The organism is Actinomadura roseirufa, assembly GCF_900659635.1.
GTDB lineage: Bacteria > Actinomycetota > Actinomycetes > Streptosporangiales > Streptosporangiaceae > Spirillospora > Spirillospora roseirufa.
In genome coordinates, this window is record NZ_CAACVB010000185.1 from 1 (window position 1) to 15,706 (window position 15,706).

Here is a 15,706-nt window from a genome sequence, read left to right on the forward strand (position 1 = left end):
CCCGCCCGCGCGGGCCGCCGCGCGGTCCGGACGGTCGGCTGCGGGCCCGCCGCCGACCGGGTCGGCGTCGCCGTCGTGGACCCCGCCACCCGGCGGCGCGTCCCGCCCGGCCGGGTGGGGGAGATCTGGGTGAGCGGCCCCGCCGTCGCCCGCGGCTACTGGCGCGACGCCGACGCGACGCGGGAGACCTTCCAGGCGCGCGTCGAGGACGGCGACGCGACCCCCCATCTGCGGACCGGCGACCTCGGCTTCGAGCGGGACGGCCGGCTGCACGTCGCCGGCCGGCTGAAGGACGTCCTGATCATCCAGGGCCGCAACCACTACCCGCAGGACGTCGAGCTCACCGTGGAGGGCGCCGGGGAGGCGGTCCGCGCCGGCTGCGGGGCCGTCTTCGGCGTCGAGGTCGACGGCGCCGAGGAGATGGCGGTCGTCTACGAGGTGGACGCCCACCGGCTCGGCGACGCGGGGGACCTGCTCGCGCGCGTCCGCGCCGCCGTCGCCCGCGAGCACGACGTCGAGCCGCACGCGATCGTCCTGGTGCGGCGTGCGACCGTCGGCCGGACGACCAGCGGCAAGATCCAGCGGCAGGGCTGCCGGCGGGCGTTCCTGTCCCTCGGCCTGCCGGTCGTCGCCGCGAGCGTCGCCCAGACCGCCGGCCACGCGGGCGACCCGAAGCCCGTCCCGGCGGACCGCGCGCGCGTCCTGGACGAGATCAGGGCCGCGCTGGGCGAGGAAGATCTCCGCGACCGTGACCTCCAGGACCGTGACCTTCACGACCGTGACCTCGCCGACCTGGGCTTGGACTACGCCGGGCTCCTGGACCTCGCACGGCGGCTGGAACGCGCCTTCGGCGGGCGCGTGCCCTTGGGCGAGGTGCTCGCGGCTCCGTCGGTGGGCACGCTGCTCGACCTGCTCGGCGCCGGCGCCGGCGCCGGCGCCGCGCCCGCCGCGTCCGGGCGGAGCGCCGCAGACATCGAGGCATGGCTGGTGGAACGGGTCGCCGGGCGACTCGGCCTGCCCACCGCGTCGATCGACGCCACCGTGCCCTTCGCGACCCTGGGGCTCGGCTCCAAGTCCGCGGTAGCCGTCATCGACGAGCTCGGCGCCTGGCTCGGGCGCGCGCTCTCGTCCACCACCGTCTTCGAACGCCCCACCATCCGGGACGTCGCGGACCGGCTCGGCGATGCCGGCGCGCCGGTGACCGGCACCGGCGGCGGGACGGGCAGCGGAGCCGTGACGGCCGCCGTGCCGTCCCGGCCCGAGCCAGCGGCCCGCGCCGCGAACCCGGACGCCGAGACCCCGGACGGCGAGATGGGTCCCGCCCTCGGAACCGAGGAGCCGATCGCCGTCATCGGGCTCGGCTGCCGTTTCCCGGGGGCACCCGACCCCGGCGGGTACTGGCGGCTGCTCCTCGACGGCCGGGAGGCGGTCTCGGACCTCCCCGCCGGCCGCTGGGACTCCGCGGGCACCGAGGCGCCCCGGCGCGGCGGGTTCCTCGACCACATCGACCGGTTCGACGCGAGGTTCTTCGGGATCTCCGCGCGGGAGGCCGCGCGCATGGACCCGCAGCAGCGGCTGCTCCTGGAGGTCGCCTGGGAGACCTTCGAGGACGCGGGAATCGCCCCCGACCGCGTCGCGGGAACCGACACCGGCGTGTTCGTCGGCATCAGCAGCCACGACTACGGCGACCTGCAGATGGCCGACCTCGGCTCCGTCGATGTGCACGCCGCCACCGGCACCGCGCTCTCGGTGGCCGCCAACCGGCTGTCCTACCAGTTCGACCTGCGCGGCCCGAGCATGGCGATCGACACGGCGTGCTCGTCCTCGCTCGTGGCGGTGCACGCCGCCTGCCGGAGCCTGCGCGCCGGCGAATGCGGCAGCGCGCTCGCCGGCGGCGTGAACCTGCTGGTCGGCCCCGCGCTGTCGGTCGCGTTCGCGCGGGGCGGAATGCTCTCCCGGGACGGCGCGTGCCGCACCTTCGACGACGCCGCGAGCGGCTACGTCCGGGGCGAGGGCGCCGGCCTGGTGTGCCTGAAGCCCCTGTCCCGGGCGCTCGCGGACGGCGACCGGATCTACGCGACGATCACCGGTGGCGCCGTCGGGCACGGGGGCCGCGCCAACGGCCTCACCGCGCCCAAGGGGTCGGCGCAGCGGCGGGTGATCGAGCAGGCCCTCGCGGCGGCGGGCACCGACGGCCGCGCCGTCGACTTCGTCGAGGCGCACGGCACCGGGACCGTCCTCGGCGACCCGGTCGAATGGGAGACGCTCGCCGCGGTGTACGGCGCCGGGCGGGACCCGGAGGCGCCCTGCCCGGTCGGGTCGGTCAAGGCGGCCATCGGGCACCTGGAGGCCGCCGCGGGCATCGCCGGGCTGATCAAGTCGGTGCTGGCCCTCTGGCACGGGGAACTGCCGCCGCAACTGCACTTCGCCACCCCGAACCGCCACCTCACCTGGGAGGGCTCCGGGCTGACCGTGCCGACCGGGCGCGCCCGGCGCGGCGCCGCGCCGGCGCGGGCCGGGGTCAGCTCGTTCGGCTTCGGCGGCGCCAACGCCCACCTCATCGTGGAGCGGGCGCCCGAGCGGCCGCCGGTGGAGCCGCCCCCGGCGGAGCGGCCGGTCCAGGCCCTCCGGCTGTCCGCGCACACCTCCTCCGCCCTCGCGACGCTCGCCCGCAGGTACCGGGCGCACATCGCGGCCAGCCCCGACCTGGAGCTGGCGGACCTGTGCCACGCGGCCGGCACCGGCCGGGCCGCTCTGGCGCACCGCGCCGTCGTCACCGCGCGGTCGATGGCGGACCTGGACGGCGCGCTCGCGGCGCTCGCCGCGGGCGAGGCGTCCACGGACGTGGTGCGCGGGCGGAGCGCGGGCCGCGTGCCCCGGGTCGCGTTCCTCTTCAGCGGCCAGGGCACGCAGTACCCGGGGATGGGCCGGGCGCTCTACGAGCACAGCCCCGTGTTCGCGTCGGCCATCGAGCGGAGCGACGCGGTGCTGCGCCCGCTGATCGGCTGCTCGCTGCGCGACGTGCTCCACGCGGAGGACGGCTCCGGCAGGCTGGAGAGCACCCGGTACTGCCAGCCCGCCCTCGTCGCCCTGGAGGTCGCGCTCGCGGAGCTGTGGGCGTCGCTCGGCGTGCGCCCCGCCGCCGTGCTCGGCCACAGCGCCGGCGCGTTCGCCGCGGCGTGCGTCGCGGGCGCCCTCTCCCTCGACGACGCGCTGACGCTCGCCGCGACGCGCGGCCGGCTCATGGACGAGCTCCCCGGCGCCGGGGCGATGATCGCCTGCGCCGGTGACGACGAGCTGATCCGCGCCGCCGCGGAGGCGGCGCCGTCCGTCGCCGTGGCCGCGGTCAACGCCCCCGGCCATCTGGTGCTGTCCGGGCCCGCGGACGCGATCGGCGGCCTCGCCCGGGACCTGCCGCCGCGGGACGTCACCGTGCGCAGGCTGGCGGTGTCGCACGCCTTCCACTCGCCGATGATGGCGGCCGCCGCGGGGCCGCTGCGGGAGGCGGCCCGCGCCGTCACGGCCAGGGCGCCGCGGCTCCCCTGGATCTCCGACCACACCGGCGCGGCGATGGGCCGGCCCGAGCCGGGCTACTGGGCCGACCACCTGCTCGGCGGCGTCCGCTTCGCCGACGGCGTCGCCGAGCTGCGGCGCCTCGGCTGCGACGCCTTCCTGGAGGCGGGCCCGCACCCCACCCTCGTCGGCCTGGCGCGCGCCGGGCTCGCGGAGGAGGCCGGAAGCGTCCTGTGGCTGCCGTCGCTGCGCCGCGGCGGGGACGACTGGGAGACCCTGCTCCGCTCGGCCGGGCGGTTCCACTGCGCGGGCGGGGACGTGCGCTGGGGCGCGCTCGACGAGGGCCGCGCGCGGCGCCGGGTCCCGGTGCCGCACGCGGTGTTCGAGCGGCGCTCCCACTGGTTCGGAGCCCCGGCCGCGGCGGCCGGGGACGCGCCGGGAGCCCCCGGGCCCGGCCCTGAGGAGGAGCGAAGGGAGATCGATGTGAAGGGCGACGGCAACGGGCGTCCGGGCGGTGCCCGGACGGATCCCGCGGGCGTGGAGCGGACGGCCCGCGTCCTGGAGTGCGTGTCCCGGGTCTGCGGGTTCCCCGCCGACCAGATTCCGGTCCAGGCCCACGTGAGCAGCGAGCTGGGCTTCGACTCGCTGATGAAGGGGGAGCTGGAACGCCATCTCGCCCCGCTGTATCCCGGCCGGGTCGCGGAACTGCGCCACACCCTGCCCGAGGACTTCACGGTCGGGCAGCTCGTGGCCGCGCTCGGCGGGGCGGACGCGGCGCCTGTGGCCGCGCCCGTCCCGGTCCACACGGCACCGGAGCCGGAGCCCGAACCGGCCGCCTGGGCGGGGGACGCCTGGGCCCGGGACGCCGTGGTGCCCGCTCCCCGCCCCGCCGAGCCGCCGGCCGTACCGCCGGCCGTACCGCCGGCCGTGCCGCCCCCGGTGACGCCCGCCGCACCACGCCCGGTGACGTCCGCCGAGCCGCCCGCCGCGCCCGCCCCGGAGCCGCCGGCCGGGCCCGCGGTCCAGCGCCGGTTCGAGGATTGGGAGGAGTACGCCGAGATGCGCGAGCGTCTCCGGCTGATCGAGTCCAGCGGCCCCAACGCCTATGAGCGCGTGCACGACGGATTCAACTCCGGTGTGATCCACATGAACGGCCGGCGGATGGTGAACTTCTCGGCCTTCAACTACCTCGCCCTGTCGGCCCATCCCCGGCTGCTCGCCGCGGCCAAGGCCGCGATCGACCGGTACGGGACGTCCAGCTCGGCGACGCCGCTGCTGTGCGGCGAGACCCCGCTGCACCACGAGCTGGAGGCGGAGATCGCCGGGTTCCTCGGCACCGAGGCGTCCATCGTGTTCGCGGGCGGTCACGCCACCAACGTCGCGACCGTCGGGCATCTCTTCGGGCCCGAGGACCTCGTCCTGCACGACGAGTGGATCCACGACAGCACCGTGCGCGGCTGCATCCTGTCGGGCGCCCGGCGCCGGCCCTTCCCGCACAACGACTGGCGGGCGCTGGACCGGATCCTCGGCTCGCTGCGCGGCCGGTTCCGCCGGGCCGTGGTGGTGATCGAGGGCGCCTACAGCCAGGACGGCGACCTGCCCGACCTGCCGCGCTTCATCGAGGTGAAGCGGCGGCACGAGGCGATGCTGATGGTGGACGAGGCGCACTCGCTCGGCGTCCTCGGCCGGACCGGGCGCGGCGTCGGCGAGCACTTCGGCGTCCGCCCGGACGACGTGGACCTCTGGATGGGCACCCTCAGCAAGGCGATCGGGAGCCTCGGCGGCTACATCGCGGCCCGCCGCCCGCTGATCCAGTACATGAAGTACACGACGCCGCTGTTCATCTTCAGCACCGGCATCGCGCCGGCCAACGCGGCGGCGGCCCTGGAGGCGTTCCGCGTCATCCGCGACGAGCCCGGCCGGGTCGCGCGGCTGCGCGAGCTGTCGGAGCACTTCCGGGCCGCGGCCCGCGCCCGGGGCCTGGACACCGGCGTCTCGTACGAGACCGCCGTCATCCCGATCATCGTCGGCGAGTGGGGCCGGGCCATGGAGATCTCCAGCACGCTGCTGGAGCGCGGCGTGAACGTCATGCCGATCGGCTACCCGGCGGTGCCGCGCGACAAGTGCCGGCTCCGGTTCTTCGTCAACGCCGACCACCACGAAGCCGACCTCGACCGTTCCCTCGACCTCCTGGTGGACGCCATGACCACGACACCGCGGGAGGGCGCGCCGCGCCCGGCCGAGCGGCGACCGGAGACCGGCCCGCGGACCCGCCCGGCCTCCGCGCCGCAGGCCCCGCCCGAGGCGGCGCCCGCGACGGCGGCGCCGGATGCCTTCTCCGCCCGTGACAGGGAGTGGGACCCCTCCGGCGTCCCGCCCGTCCCCGGCACGGCGGACGTGCTCGTCACCGGGGCCACCGGCTTCATCGGCGGGCATCTCACCCGCAGGCTGGTGGAGATCGGCCACCGGGTGCGGGTGCTGGTCCGCGAGGGCGGCGACCGGTCGGCGTTCGCCGACCTGCCCGTCGAGGTCGAGACCGGCTCGCTGACCGACCTCGACGCGCTGCTGCGCGCCACGGCCGGGGTCCGGCACGTCTACAACTGCGCGGGCAAGTCCGCCGACTGGGGTCCCTGGGAGGAGTTCGAGCGGGCCAACGTCCAGGGCTGCCGGAACCTGGTGGACGCCGCCCACCGCGCGGGCACCGTCCAGCGGTTCCTGCACGTCAGCACCACCGACGTGTACGGGTACCCGGTGCGCCCGTGCGGCGAGGGCACCGAGCCGAGGGACGTCGGCCTGCCCTACAACCGCAGCAAGCTCCTCGGCGAGCGGGCGGTGACGCGGGCCGCCGAGCGCGCCGGGCTGCCCCTCACGATCATCCGGCCGGTGTCGGTGTACGGGCCGCGCAGCAAGGACTTCGTCGTCGAGATCGCGACCCTGCTCCGGCAGCGGCAGATGGTCTACGTCCGCAAGGGGGCGGCCCCGGCGGGCCTCCTCTACGTCGCCAACGCGGTGGACGGGATGATCGCGGCGTGCGGCGCCGAGGCCGCCGCGGGCGGGGTCTACAACCTGCGCGACCCCGAGGAGACGACCTGGCGGGAGTACATCGAGGCGCTGGCGGCCGGGCTCGGCGTGCGGCCGCCGTCGATGAGCCTGCCCCGCCCGCTCGCGGCGGGCGTGGCGGGCACCGCCGAGCGGGTCTACGGGGCGCTGCGCGTCAGGTCGCGTCCCGTCCTCACCCGGCACGCCGTCCACCTGCTGGAACGCGATCAGTCCTTCCCGATCGACCGGGCCCGCGAGGACTTCGGCTTCAAGGGCGAGGTCGGCTTCGAGGAGGGCATGGCCCGGACGGTCGACTGGCTCCGGTCCGCCGAGGGCCGCGCCCACCTGGGCGGCTGACATGTCCTCCACCGACACGGCCTTGACGAACAGGGCGTCGGCGCGGCGCGGCAGGCCCCCGCTCGGGGCGTCCCGCGCGCCGGGCGGGCCATGGTTCCCCGGGGTGACGGCCGACCCGGCGGCCCGCGTGCGGCTGGTCTGCTTCCCGCACGCGGGCGGGACCCCGTCCCTCTTCCGGGACTGGGCCGCGCACCTCGGCGACCACGTGCAGGTCGTCCCGGTGCTCCTGCCGGGACGGGGCTTCCGGCTGGGGGAGCGGCCACGCCGGGACTTGCGGGCGCTGGCCGCCGACATCGCCGCGGCGCTCGCCGGCCAGGGGCTCGCCGGCGGCCACGCGCTGTTCGGGCACAGCATGGGCGCGCTGCTCGCCTACGAGGTGGCCTGCGAGCTGCGCGACCGCGGCGCCGGCGAGCCCGTGCACCTGTTCGTGTCCGGCAGCAGGGCCCCCCACTTCTACGGTGCCCGGATCGGCGCGGAGCTGACCGACGAGGCGCTGCTGCGCATGGTCCGCGACCTCGGCGGGTTCGCCGGGGTCGGCGGCGCCGGCGAACCCGGCGGCGGCGTCCTGTTCGAGCGGCGGCTGCCGGTCCTGCGCGCCGACCTGGCCGCCTGCGAGGGCTACCGCTGGCGGCCGCGCCGCCCGCTGCGCTGCCCGATGACGGCGTTCTCGGCGGCCGGCGACCCCATCGCGACGCCGGCGCAGGTCGACGAGTGGCGCGAGTACACCGGCGGCTCGCTGCTGCGCCGGCATCTGCCGGGCGGCCACTTCTACCTGACCGGCCCGGACCGCCCCCGGTTGCTCGGGGAGATCCGGGCCGAACTCGGCCGGTACGGCGGCCGGTCCCGCCCCGGCCGCCGTGCCGGCGCCCCGCGCGTCCACACCCTCGAACCTCGGAGGTCTCCGGCATGAACGTCGCGACCCTGGCCAGGCTGGCCGCAAGCCGTCAGATCCCGCTGCTGCTGTCGCTCGGCCGCGGCCTCGTCACCCCCGTCTACCGGGCGTCGTTCCTCGCCGCGGCCTCCGGCTCCGGCGTCCTGCGGCGCCTCGCCGCCGGGCCCGGCGACGTGGACGCCCTGGCCGCGGCGGCGGGCGTCCACGACGACAGGCACCTGCTGCGCGCCTGGCTCGACGTCGGGGTCCGGCTCGGCGAGCTGGCCGTCGACGACGGCCGCTACCGGCTGCGGAGCCGGACCGCGAAGGCGCTCGCGCGGCCCGGCAACGACGCCGTCGCCGCCGCGCTGGAGGAGGTCGCGCGCTTCCACCTGCCGGTCCTGCTCGGCGCGCCCGCCATGGCCGCGGACGGGCGGCGGCTGTCGCTGGGGGACCAGGACGGCGCGGTCATCGCCCGCTCGACCCGCGTGGTGGAGCCCTTCGTCGCCGAGGCCGTCGGCCGGGTGCTGAGCCGGACCGCGCCGCTGCGGCTCCTGGAGGTGGGCTGCGGCAGCGGCGCGCACGTCCGGCACGCCGCCCGGCTGAACCCGCGGCTGACCGCCCTGGCGATCGATCTGCAGGACGAGGTGGCCGCGGGCGCCGCCGCCAACATGGCCGCCTGGGGCCTTCGAGAGCGCGTGGAGGTCCGCCGCGCCGACGTGCGCGAGCTGGAGGAGCAGCCGCAGTTCGACCTGGCCACGATGCACAACAACATCTACTACTTCCCGGTCGAGGAACGGGCGAAGGTGCTGGAGCGGGTGCGGAGCCTGCTGGCCCCCGGCGGGCGGCTGCTGCTCACCGCCCCGTGCCGGGGCGGCAACGTCGGCATGGAGGTCCTCGACCTCTGGTTCCGGTACGCCGACTTCGGCGGCCCGCTGCCGCACGCGGCCGACCTCGCCGCCCAGATGGAGGACGCCGGGTTCACCGGCGTGCGGGCGCGCCGCCTCATCCCCGGCGAGCAGTTCCGCGCCTTCGTCGGCACCAACCGAGCCACGGCATCCGGCATCGACGTTGAGGAGCGCATCTCATGACGGCACCGACCCCGGCCAAGGGGGCGAAGAGGAGCACGGCCGAACGCGGGACGCGGGCCCGGGCGACGTCGCCCGCGGCGCCCGCGCCGAAGGACCAGATCGTCGTGCTCGGCGCGGGCGACGCGCCGGCCGCGGGGCTGCTCGGCGGCAAGGCGACCAGGCTCGACGAGATGATCCGGGCGGGCCTGCCGGTGCCGCCGGCCTTCTGCCTGACCACCGGGCTGTTCGAGAGGTTCCTGCGCGAGAGCGGGCTCGATGCCGACGCCGCGGGCTCCGAGCCCGCGAAGGTGCGCGAGCGGATCCTCGCCGGGGACGTCCCCGAGGCCATCGCCGCCGCCGTGCTGGAGGCTTACGGCGACCTCGGCCGCCCGCGCGTCGCCGTGCGCTCGTCGGCGTCCGCGGAGGACTCGGCCTCCCACTCCTTCGCGGGCCAGCACGACACCGTCCTCGACATCGCGGGCGACGCCGCGCTGCTGGAGGCCGTCAAGGTGTGCTGGGCGTCGCTGTGGACCGACCGGGCCGCCGCCTACCGGGACGAGCGGGGCGCCGGGTCGATCGCCGTGGTCGTCCAGCAGATGGTGCACGCCGACGCGGGCGGCGTGCTGTTCACCCGGGACCTGGTGAGCGGGCGCGCCGACCGGTTCGTGGTGGAGGGCTGCTGGGGGCTCGGCGAGGGGCTGGTGGCGGGGAAGGTCACCTCCGACTTCTTCCTCGTCGACCCCGAGGGGCCGGAGGTGGTCGACCAGAAGGTGCGGTACAAGGTCACCAAGTGCGCCCCGGTGGAGCCGGGGACGGTCGGGCTCGTCAAGGTGGACGCGGCCGCGCGCAACACGCCGTGCCTGGCGCCCGCCGAGCTGGCCGAGCTGGCCCGGCTGGCCGTCCGGGTCCGCGACCACTACGGCGCCGAGCAGGACATCGAGTGGGCGGTGCGGGACGGGGCGCCGTTCCTGCTCCAGACCCGGCCGATCACGACCGGGCCCGCGCGCGAGGCGCGGACCAGCCCGTACCTGGACCCGCAGCCCGACGCGGTCCGTCAGGGCACCCTGTGGTCCCGCATGGACATCGGGGAGATCTTCACCGGTGTCATGTCCCCGCTGGGCCAGTCGTTCGCTCAGTACTACCAGCACAACGTGCACCGAGGCTGCGCGGTGTCGACGGGGGTCCGCGACCCCGGCGACCTGTCCCTGCACATGGGATACCTCCAGGGGCACGTCTACCTGAACATCTCCTACACGGCCTACATGCTCGGCCAGTGCCTCCCGACGCGGGACCAGAGCCGCTTCACGAGCCGCTTCGTCAGCGAAGAGGTCGACCTGGCCACGTACGCCAACCCGTTCGGCCGCTTCCCGCGCGGGGCGCCGGAGGTGCTCTCGGCCGGCCACTGGCTCAGGAGCACCGTCGCCGAGATGCGGAACATGAAGAAGCGCGCGCGGCGGATGGTCCGGTCCCGGTTCTATGAGTTCGACCGCGCGCGGGGCCTCGACCTCACCCGGTTCGGGCGCCGCGAGCTGAACGTGGAACTGGCCCGGCGGCTGGCCTACTTCCACGACATGCACGTCGGCTACATGCCGTACTACATGAACGCCTTCGGCTTCTACGGGGTGCTGGAGGCCCTGTGCGGGGCGTGGCTCGGGCAGGACGGCACCAGCCTGCAGAACCGGATCAAGACCGACATGTCGAGCCTGCGGACGGTGGAGTCCGCGCGCGAGATCTGGGCGCTCGCCCAGGTCGCCGCCCGGCGGCCGCGGGTCATGGAGATCGTCCGGAGCGGCGCGTCCGCGGACGTGCCGGGGCTGCTGCGCGCCGACGAGGACGGGCGCGAGTTCTGGGACGCCCACATGGAGCCCTTCCTGCGGGAGAACGGGACCCGGGGGCGCCAGGAGATGGAGCTCACCCATCCGCGCTGGATCGACGACCCCTCCTACGTCTTCCAGATGATCCGGCGTTACGCCGAGGAGGGCTTCTCGATCGACGAGGTCCTCAGCCGCGCCCACGACCCGGGCGAGGAGGAGGCGGCCCGCGCGCTGCGGCGGCTCCCGGCGGCCAAGCGCCGGACGATCGAGAAGGTCATGTCGCTGTACGAGACGTGCAGCCGGCTGCGCGAGACCACCCGGATGTCGATGATCACCTCGATCTGGCTGGTGCGCCAGGTCGTCTACGAGGTCGGCCGCCGCCTCGTCGGCGCGGGCGTGCTGCGCTCCCTCGACGAGGTCGCCGACCTCGACTTCGCGGACGTCCTCGCCTACCTGGAGGGCGACCGCGACGCGCGGGAGGTGTTCTCCCGCGCCAAGCTGGAGGAGGCCCGGCGGACGTTCCAGTCCTACGCCCGCCAGCCCGAGCCGCCCCTCAGCTTCGTGGGCGAGTGGGACGTGACCCGCGCGGTCCGGCCGGCCCCCGGAGGCGTCCGCCTGGACGGCCTCGGCGCGAGCGCGGGACGCGTGGTCGGACGGGCCCGCATCATCGAGGACCTCGTCTGGCAGGCCGACGAGTTCCAGGTCGGCGAGGTGCTGGTGACCCGGTTCACCGACGCGTCCTGGACGCCGCTGTTCGCCATCGCGGGCGCCGTCGTCACCGACATCGGCTCGATGCTGTCGCACAGCTCGATCGTGTCGCGCGAGTTCCGCGTCCCCTCGGTCGTCAACACCAAGCACGCCACCCAGACGATCAGGACGGGGGACCTGGTCATGGTGGACGGCGACCAGGGCGTCGTCGAGGTCGTCGAGCACGGCGCGGCCGCCGAGGACGCGGCGGGGAGGTGACGGCCCGTGCGCGAACCCATCGCGATCATCGGCATCGCGTGCCTGTACCCCGGCGCGCGCGGGCCCGGTGACTACTGGAGGCTCCTGTGCGAGGACACGCCGCCCGGCGCGGCGGCGGGCGGCCTCGGCGACCTGGACGTCGACGTCGCGCGCTTCGGCATCCCGCCGGTGCAGCGGCGCTCGATGACGCGGATGCAGGTGCTGATGCTGGAGGCCGCGCGGCGCTGCCTGACCGACGCCGGGTACGCCGGCCGCCCGCTCGTCACCGACCGGACCGACGTCATCGCGGGCACCTGTCTCGGGCTCGACCGCCAGTACGCCAACGCGCTGCGGATCGAGGCGGCGCGGTACGCGCGCGATCTCGAACGGGAGGTGCCCGCCCTGTTCGGCGGGCACGCCCGCGCCGCCGCGGCCGACGCCGCGCGGGAACTGCGGGAGCTGGTGACCCGGCGGCTCGGCGCGTCCCCGCACGACCGGGTCGGCGAGATGGCGAGCACGATCCCGGCCCGCGTCGCCGCCGCGTTCGGGCTGCGGGGCCGCACGCTGACGCTGGAGTCGGCGGACGCCACCTCGTTCACGGTGCTCGCGCACGCGGTCAACGGCCTGCGCGCGAACCTCTGCGACGCGGCGCTCGTGCTGACCGGACAGCGCGCGGAGAGCCCCCTGCTCGCCGACGCGCTCGCCGCCAAGGGCCTGGCCGCCGTGCCGGACGGGCCGGACGGGCCGGGCGCCGTCCCCGCCGAGCGCGGCGACGTACATCCCGCGGGTCACCCGGCCGCGGCCGTGGAACGCCAGCAGGCCGTGGAAGGCCAGGTGGTCGCCGTTCTCGTCGGTCACGACGTCGGCCCCGCCCGGCCCCTTCACCTTCCCGCCGTACCCGCCCGTGGTCTGCAACGGCTCCCGCGCCCTGGTGTAGGGGCCCGTCGGCGAGGACGCGACCGCGTACCGGGTCTGGTAGTTGGTCTTGAAGTACCACCCGGCGGAGTAGAAGAGGACGTACTTCCCGCCCCTGTGCACGAGGGCCGGGGACTCGACCAGCACCGGGTCCCCGCGCCCCCGCGAGAGGATCTTGTGCGGCCGCTCGGCGAGGTACAGGCCGTCCGGGCTCAGCCGCACCAGGTAGATGGCCGCGGTTCGGCGGGCGTCGGTCTTGTAGAGCAGGTACCGCGTGCCGTCCCCGGCGACGTAGGAGGACGGGTCGATCGCGCCGCCGAGGTCCAGCGGGCACACCAGCGGGTCGCCCTCCAGCGCGATGAACGGACCCGCCGGGGACGGCGCGGCCGCGACGCCGACGCACTGCCTTCCCCGGTCCCTGTGCCGCGCGGTGAAGTACAGCAGGTACCGGCCGTTGCCGGTGCCGGGCGGCACGACCTCGGGCGCCCAGGTCCGCCCGCCGGTCGCCCAGTCCGGCAGCCGCACCAGCCCGTCGGGGGCCTGCCGCCGCCAGGGTCCGGTCACCGACGGCGCGACCGCGACGGGCATGTTCGCGGCGCCCTCGTTGGTGCCGTAGGCGTAGTAGGACGCGCCGGCCTTGAGGACGGCGGGGTCGGCGAAGGACGACGCGATCACCGGTCTCACCGGCGAGTAGCCGGGGGCGGGCACGGTCGTCGGCGTCTCGGCGGGGGTCGGGACGGGCGGCCGCTCGGCCGCCGCGCGGGACGGCGCGGCCGGGACGGACGCGGCGGGCCGGGCCTGGCCGGACGGCCGCGAGTCCGGCGCGCGGCCCGCGGCCGGCTCGATGACCAGCGCGATCACCGCCGCGATCAGCGCTCCCGCGGCCAGCGGGCCCGCGGGGCCGGTCGGTCGCAGGTCCACGACGTCTCTCCCCTCGCCGCCACGCATGATGCCAAGGATCATCATCCCTCGCGAACCACCGCACGCCCGGCGAACCGCACGCCGGTCTCGGTACCCTGCAAGCCGGGTTCCCTGATCAAGGAGAGGCGGCGTGATGCGACGAGGACGGTACGGGCCGTCGCGCACACGTCCCCCATCCGGCCGGCCCGTGGGGGCGTCCATCCTGATCATCGCCCTGTTCGCGGCGGCGTTCCTCGGCCGCTGCGCGGGCATCGGCGACGTCTCCGGCGATGGTGCCGGTGCCGGCGACGGTGCCAGCCGTCCCGGCAAGGGGGCCGCCGGGCCGCCCGCGCGCCGGCCGAACATCGTGTTCGTGCTCACCGACGACCTGTCCTGGAACCTGATCGCGCACATGCCGCAGGTACGGCGCATGCAGAGCGAGGGCCTGACGTTCCAGAACTTCCTGATGGCGGACTCGCTGTGCTGCACCTCCCGCGCGACGATCTTCACGGGGCGGTACCCGCACAACACCGGCGTCCGCACGAACTTCCCGCCCGACGGCGGCTACGAGGTGTTCCAGCGGCACGGCGGGGAGCAGGCGTCCTTCGCGCCCGCGCTCCAGCGGGCCGGCTACACCACCGCGCTGCTCGGCAAGTACCTGAACGGCTACCTGCCCGGCGACACCCGGGGCGGGCCGCGGCCCTACGTCCCGCCGGGCTGGAACGAGTGGTACGTCAACGGCAACGGCTACCCCGAGTACGACTACAAGCTCAACGAGAACGGACGGCTGGTCTCCTACGGGCACCGCCCCGAGGACTACCTGACCGACGTGCTCGCCGCGAAGGGCGCCGACTTCGTCCAGCGCGCGGGCGGCTCGGGCCGGCCGTTCTTCCTGCAGATCGCGACGTTCGCGCCGCACGGCCCGTTCGTCCCCGCGCCCCGGCACGCCGGGCTGTTCCCGAACCTGCGGGCGCCCCGCCCGCGCTCGTTCAACGAGGCCGACGTCGCCGACAAGCCGGCCTGGCTGCGCTCGCACCCGAGGCTGCGCCGTCCCGCGCTGCGGGCGATCGACGACGGCTTCCGCGACCGGGCCCGCATGGTCCAGGCCGTCGACGAGATGCTCGGCCGGCTGCGCGGGGAGCTGCGCACGCTCGGCCTCGAACGCGACACCTACGTGGTGTTCGGCTCCGACAACGGCTTCCATCTGGGCGAGCACCGGCTCGCCGGTGGCAAGATGACCGCCTTCGACAGCGACATCCGGGTGCCGTTCGTCGTGACCGGCCCGGGGATCGCGGCCGGCCGGCAGGCCCCCGACCTGGCCCAGAACACCGACCTGGCGCCGACGTTCCGCGAGCTCGCGGGCGCGCCTGCGGCGGCCGCGAGCGACGGCCGCTCGCTCGTGCCGCTCCTGCGCGGCGGAAGGCCGCCGGGCTGGCGGGAGACGGCGCTGGTCGAGCACGTCAAGCCGGCACCGTCCCCCGAGGACCCGGACCGGCAGGACTCGGCGCCCGGCGCGCCCCCCACCTACAACGCCCTCCGCTCCCGCGACATGCTCTACGTCGAGTACGCGGGCGGGGAACGGGAGTACTACGACCTCGCCCGTGATCCCGACCAGCTGACCAACACGGCGGCGGGGCTGCCCGACGAGCGGAGACGGCAGCTCTCGGCGCTGCTGTACGCGCTGACCCACTGCTCGGGCGCGGGCTGCGCGTCCGCGAGCCGGAGCCGGTGAGGACGCTCCGGCCGCCGTTATCATCGCTCACGCACCGACGGCACGCGCGTGGCGTGCCCCTGATCAGACGCTGGGAGAGCGGCTTTGACCGCAACCGGAAAGCCGGACGACGAGCACGAGGCCGGACGTCCCGAAGCCGGGGAGCCGGGGCCGGTCCCCCCTCCGCCGCAGTGGCTGGACGACCACGCCCCGGTACCCGGGGCGTCGCTGCTCCCCGAGCCCGCGCCGCCGCCCCCCTTCGGCACGCCGCTGCCGGGGCTGCGGGAGGACGCGCTCCCCGAACCGCGGGACGAGGACGGCGGCGACTCCGACCGGACGCGCGCCGACATCGACATCAGCGGGACGAGGCACACGCAGACCTTCCCGCAGAGCGGCGTGCTCCCGTCCGGACCCGCCCCGCAGGAGGGCCCGGCGGGCGCGGAGCCCTGGGAGGCACCGGCCGCGCCGGAGACGCCGACCTCGCGGACGCCCGGCGCGCCGACCATCGCCCAGGCGGCGGCCCGTCCCGCCCCCGCCGCCCCGAACCCCCCGGCACCGCCGCCCCCGGCGG

At 76.1% G+C, this 15,706-nt stretch carries 5 protein-coding genes and 3 pseudogenes; 7 read left to right on the forward strand and 1 reads right to left on the reverse strand.

Annotated elements, in window-relative coordinates; all coding sequences use genetic code 11:
* The 5 genes and pseudogenes from E1291_RS29655 to E1291_RS45235 form a co-directional block, all read left to right on the forward strand.
* The coding region (locus tag E1291_RS29655; protein WP_131741379.1) for a type I polyketide synthase at positions 1-6,909 on the forward strand (6,909 nt) is incomplete at its 5' end.
* 1 nt (position 6,910) lies between these two features.
* On the forward strand, positions 6,911-7,819 hold the full coding sequence (locus E1291_RS29660; RefSeq protein WP_131741380.1) for a thioesterase II family protein: 909 nt from the start codon (positions 6,911-6,913) through the stop codon (positions 7,817-7,819).
* On the forward strand, positions 7,816-8,871 hold the full coding sequence (locus E1291_RS29665) for an SAM-dependent methyltransferase (RefSeq protein ID WP_131741381.1): 1,056 nt from the start codon (positions 7,816-7,818) through the stop codon (positions 8,869-8,871). The genes E1291_RS29660 and E1291_RS29665 overlap by 4 nt, the downstream gene beginning before the upstream one ends.
* Entirely contained in the window at positions 8,868-11,630 is a 2,763-nt protein-coding gene (redH, locus tag E1291_RS29670; RefSeq protein WP_131741382.1) for an undecylprodigiosin ligase RedH, read from the forward strand. Before E1291_RS29665 ends, redH begins: the two co-directional genes overlap by 4 nt.
* 6 nt (positions 11,631-11,636) lie before the next feature.
* Positions 11,637-12,287: pseudogene (locus tag E1291_RS45235) on the forward strand (beta-ketoacyl synthase N-terminal-like domain-containing protein); the annotation flags it as partial.
* Positions 12,288-12,458: 171 nt separating this feature from the next.
* Here the strand turns inward: E1291_RS45235 and E1291_RS45240 are convergent.
* Positions 12,459-13,697, reverse strand: a pseudogene (locus E1291_RS45240) (glycoside hydrolase family 43 protein); the annotation flags it as partial.
* Here E1291_RS45240 and E1291_RS29685 point away from each other — a divergent pair.
* Both E1291_RS29685 and E1291_RS29690 read left to right on the forward strand, forming a co-directional pair.
* A complete protein-coding gene (locus tag E1291_RS29685; protein WP_207401010.1) occupies positions 13,633-15,156 on the forward strand; it encodes a sulfatase family protein in 1,524 nt (507 codons plus the stop codon). The pseudogene E1291_RS45240 and the gene E1291_RS29685 overlap by 65 nt on opposite strands.
* Before the next feature lie 84 nt (positions 15,157-15,240).
* Positions 15,241-15,706 (forward strand): annotated as a pseudogene (locus tag E1291_RS29690) (hypothetical protein); the annotation flags it as partial.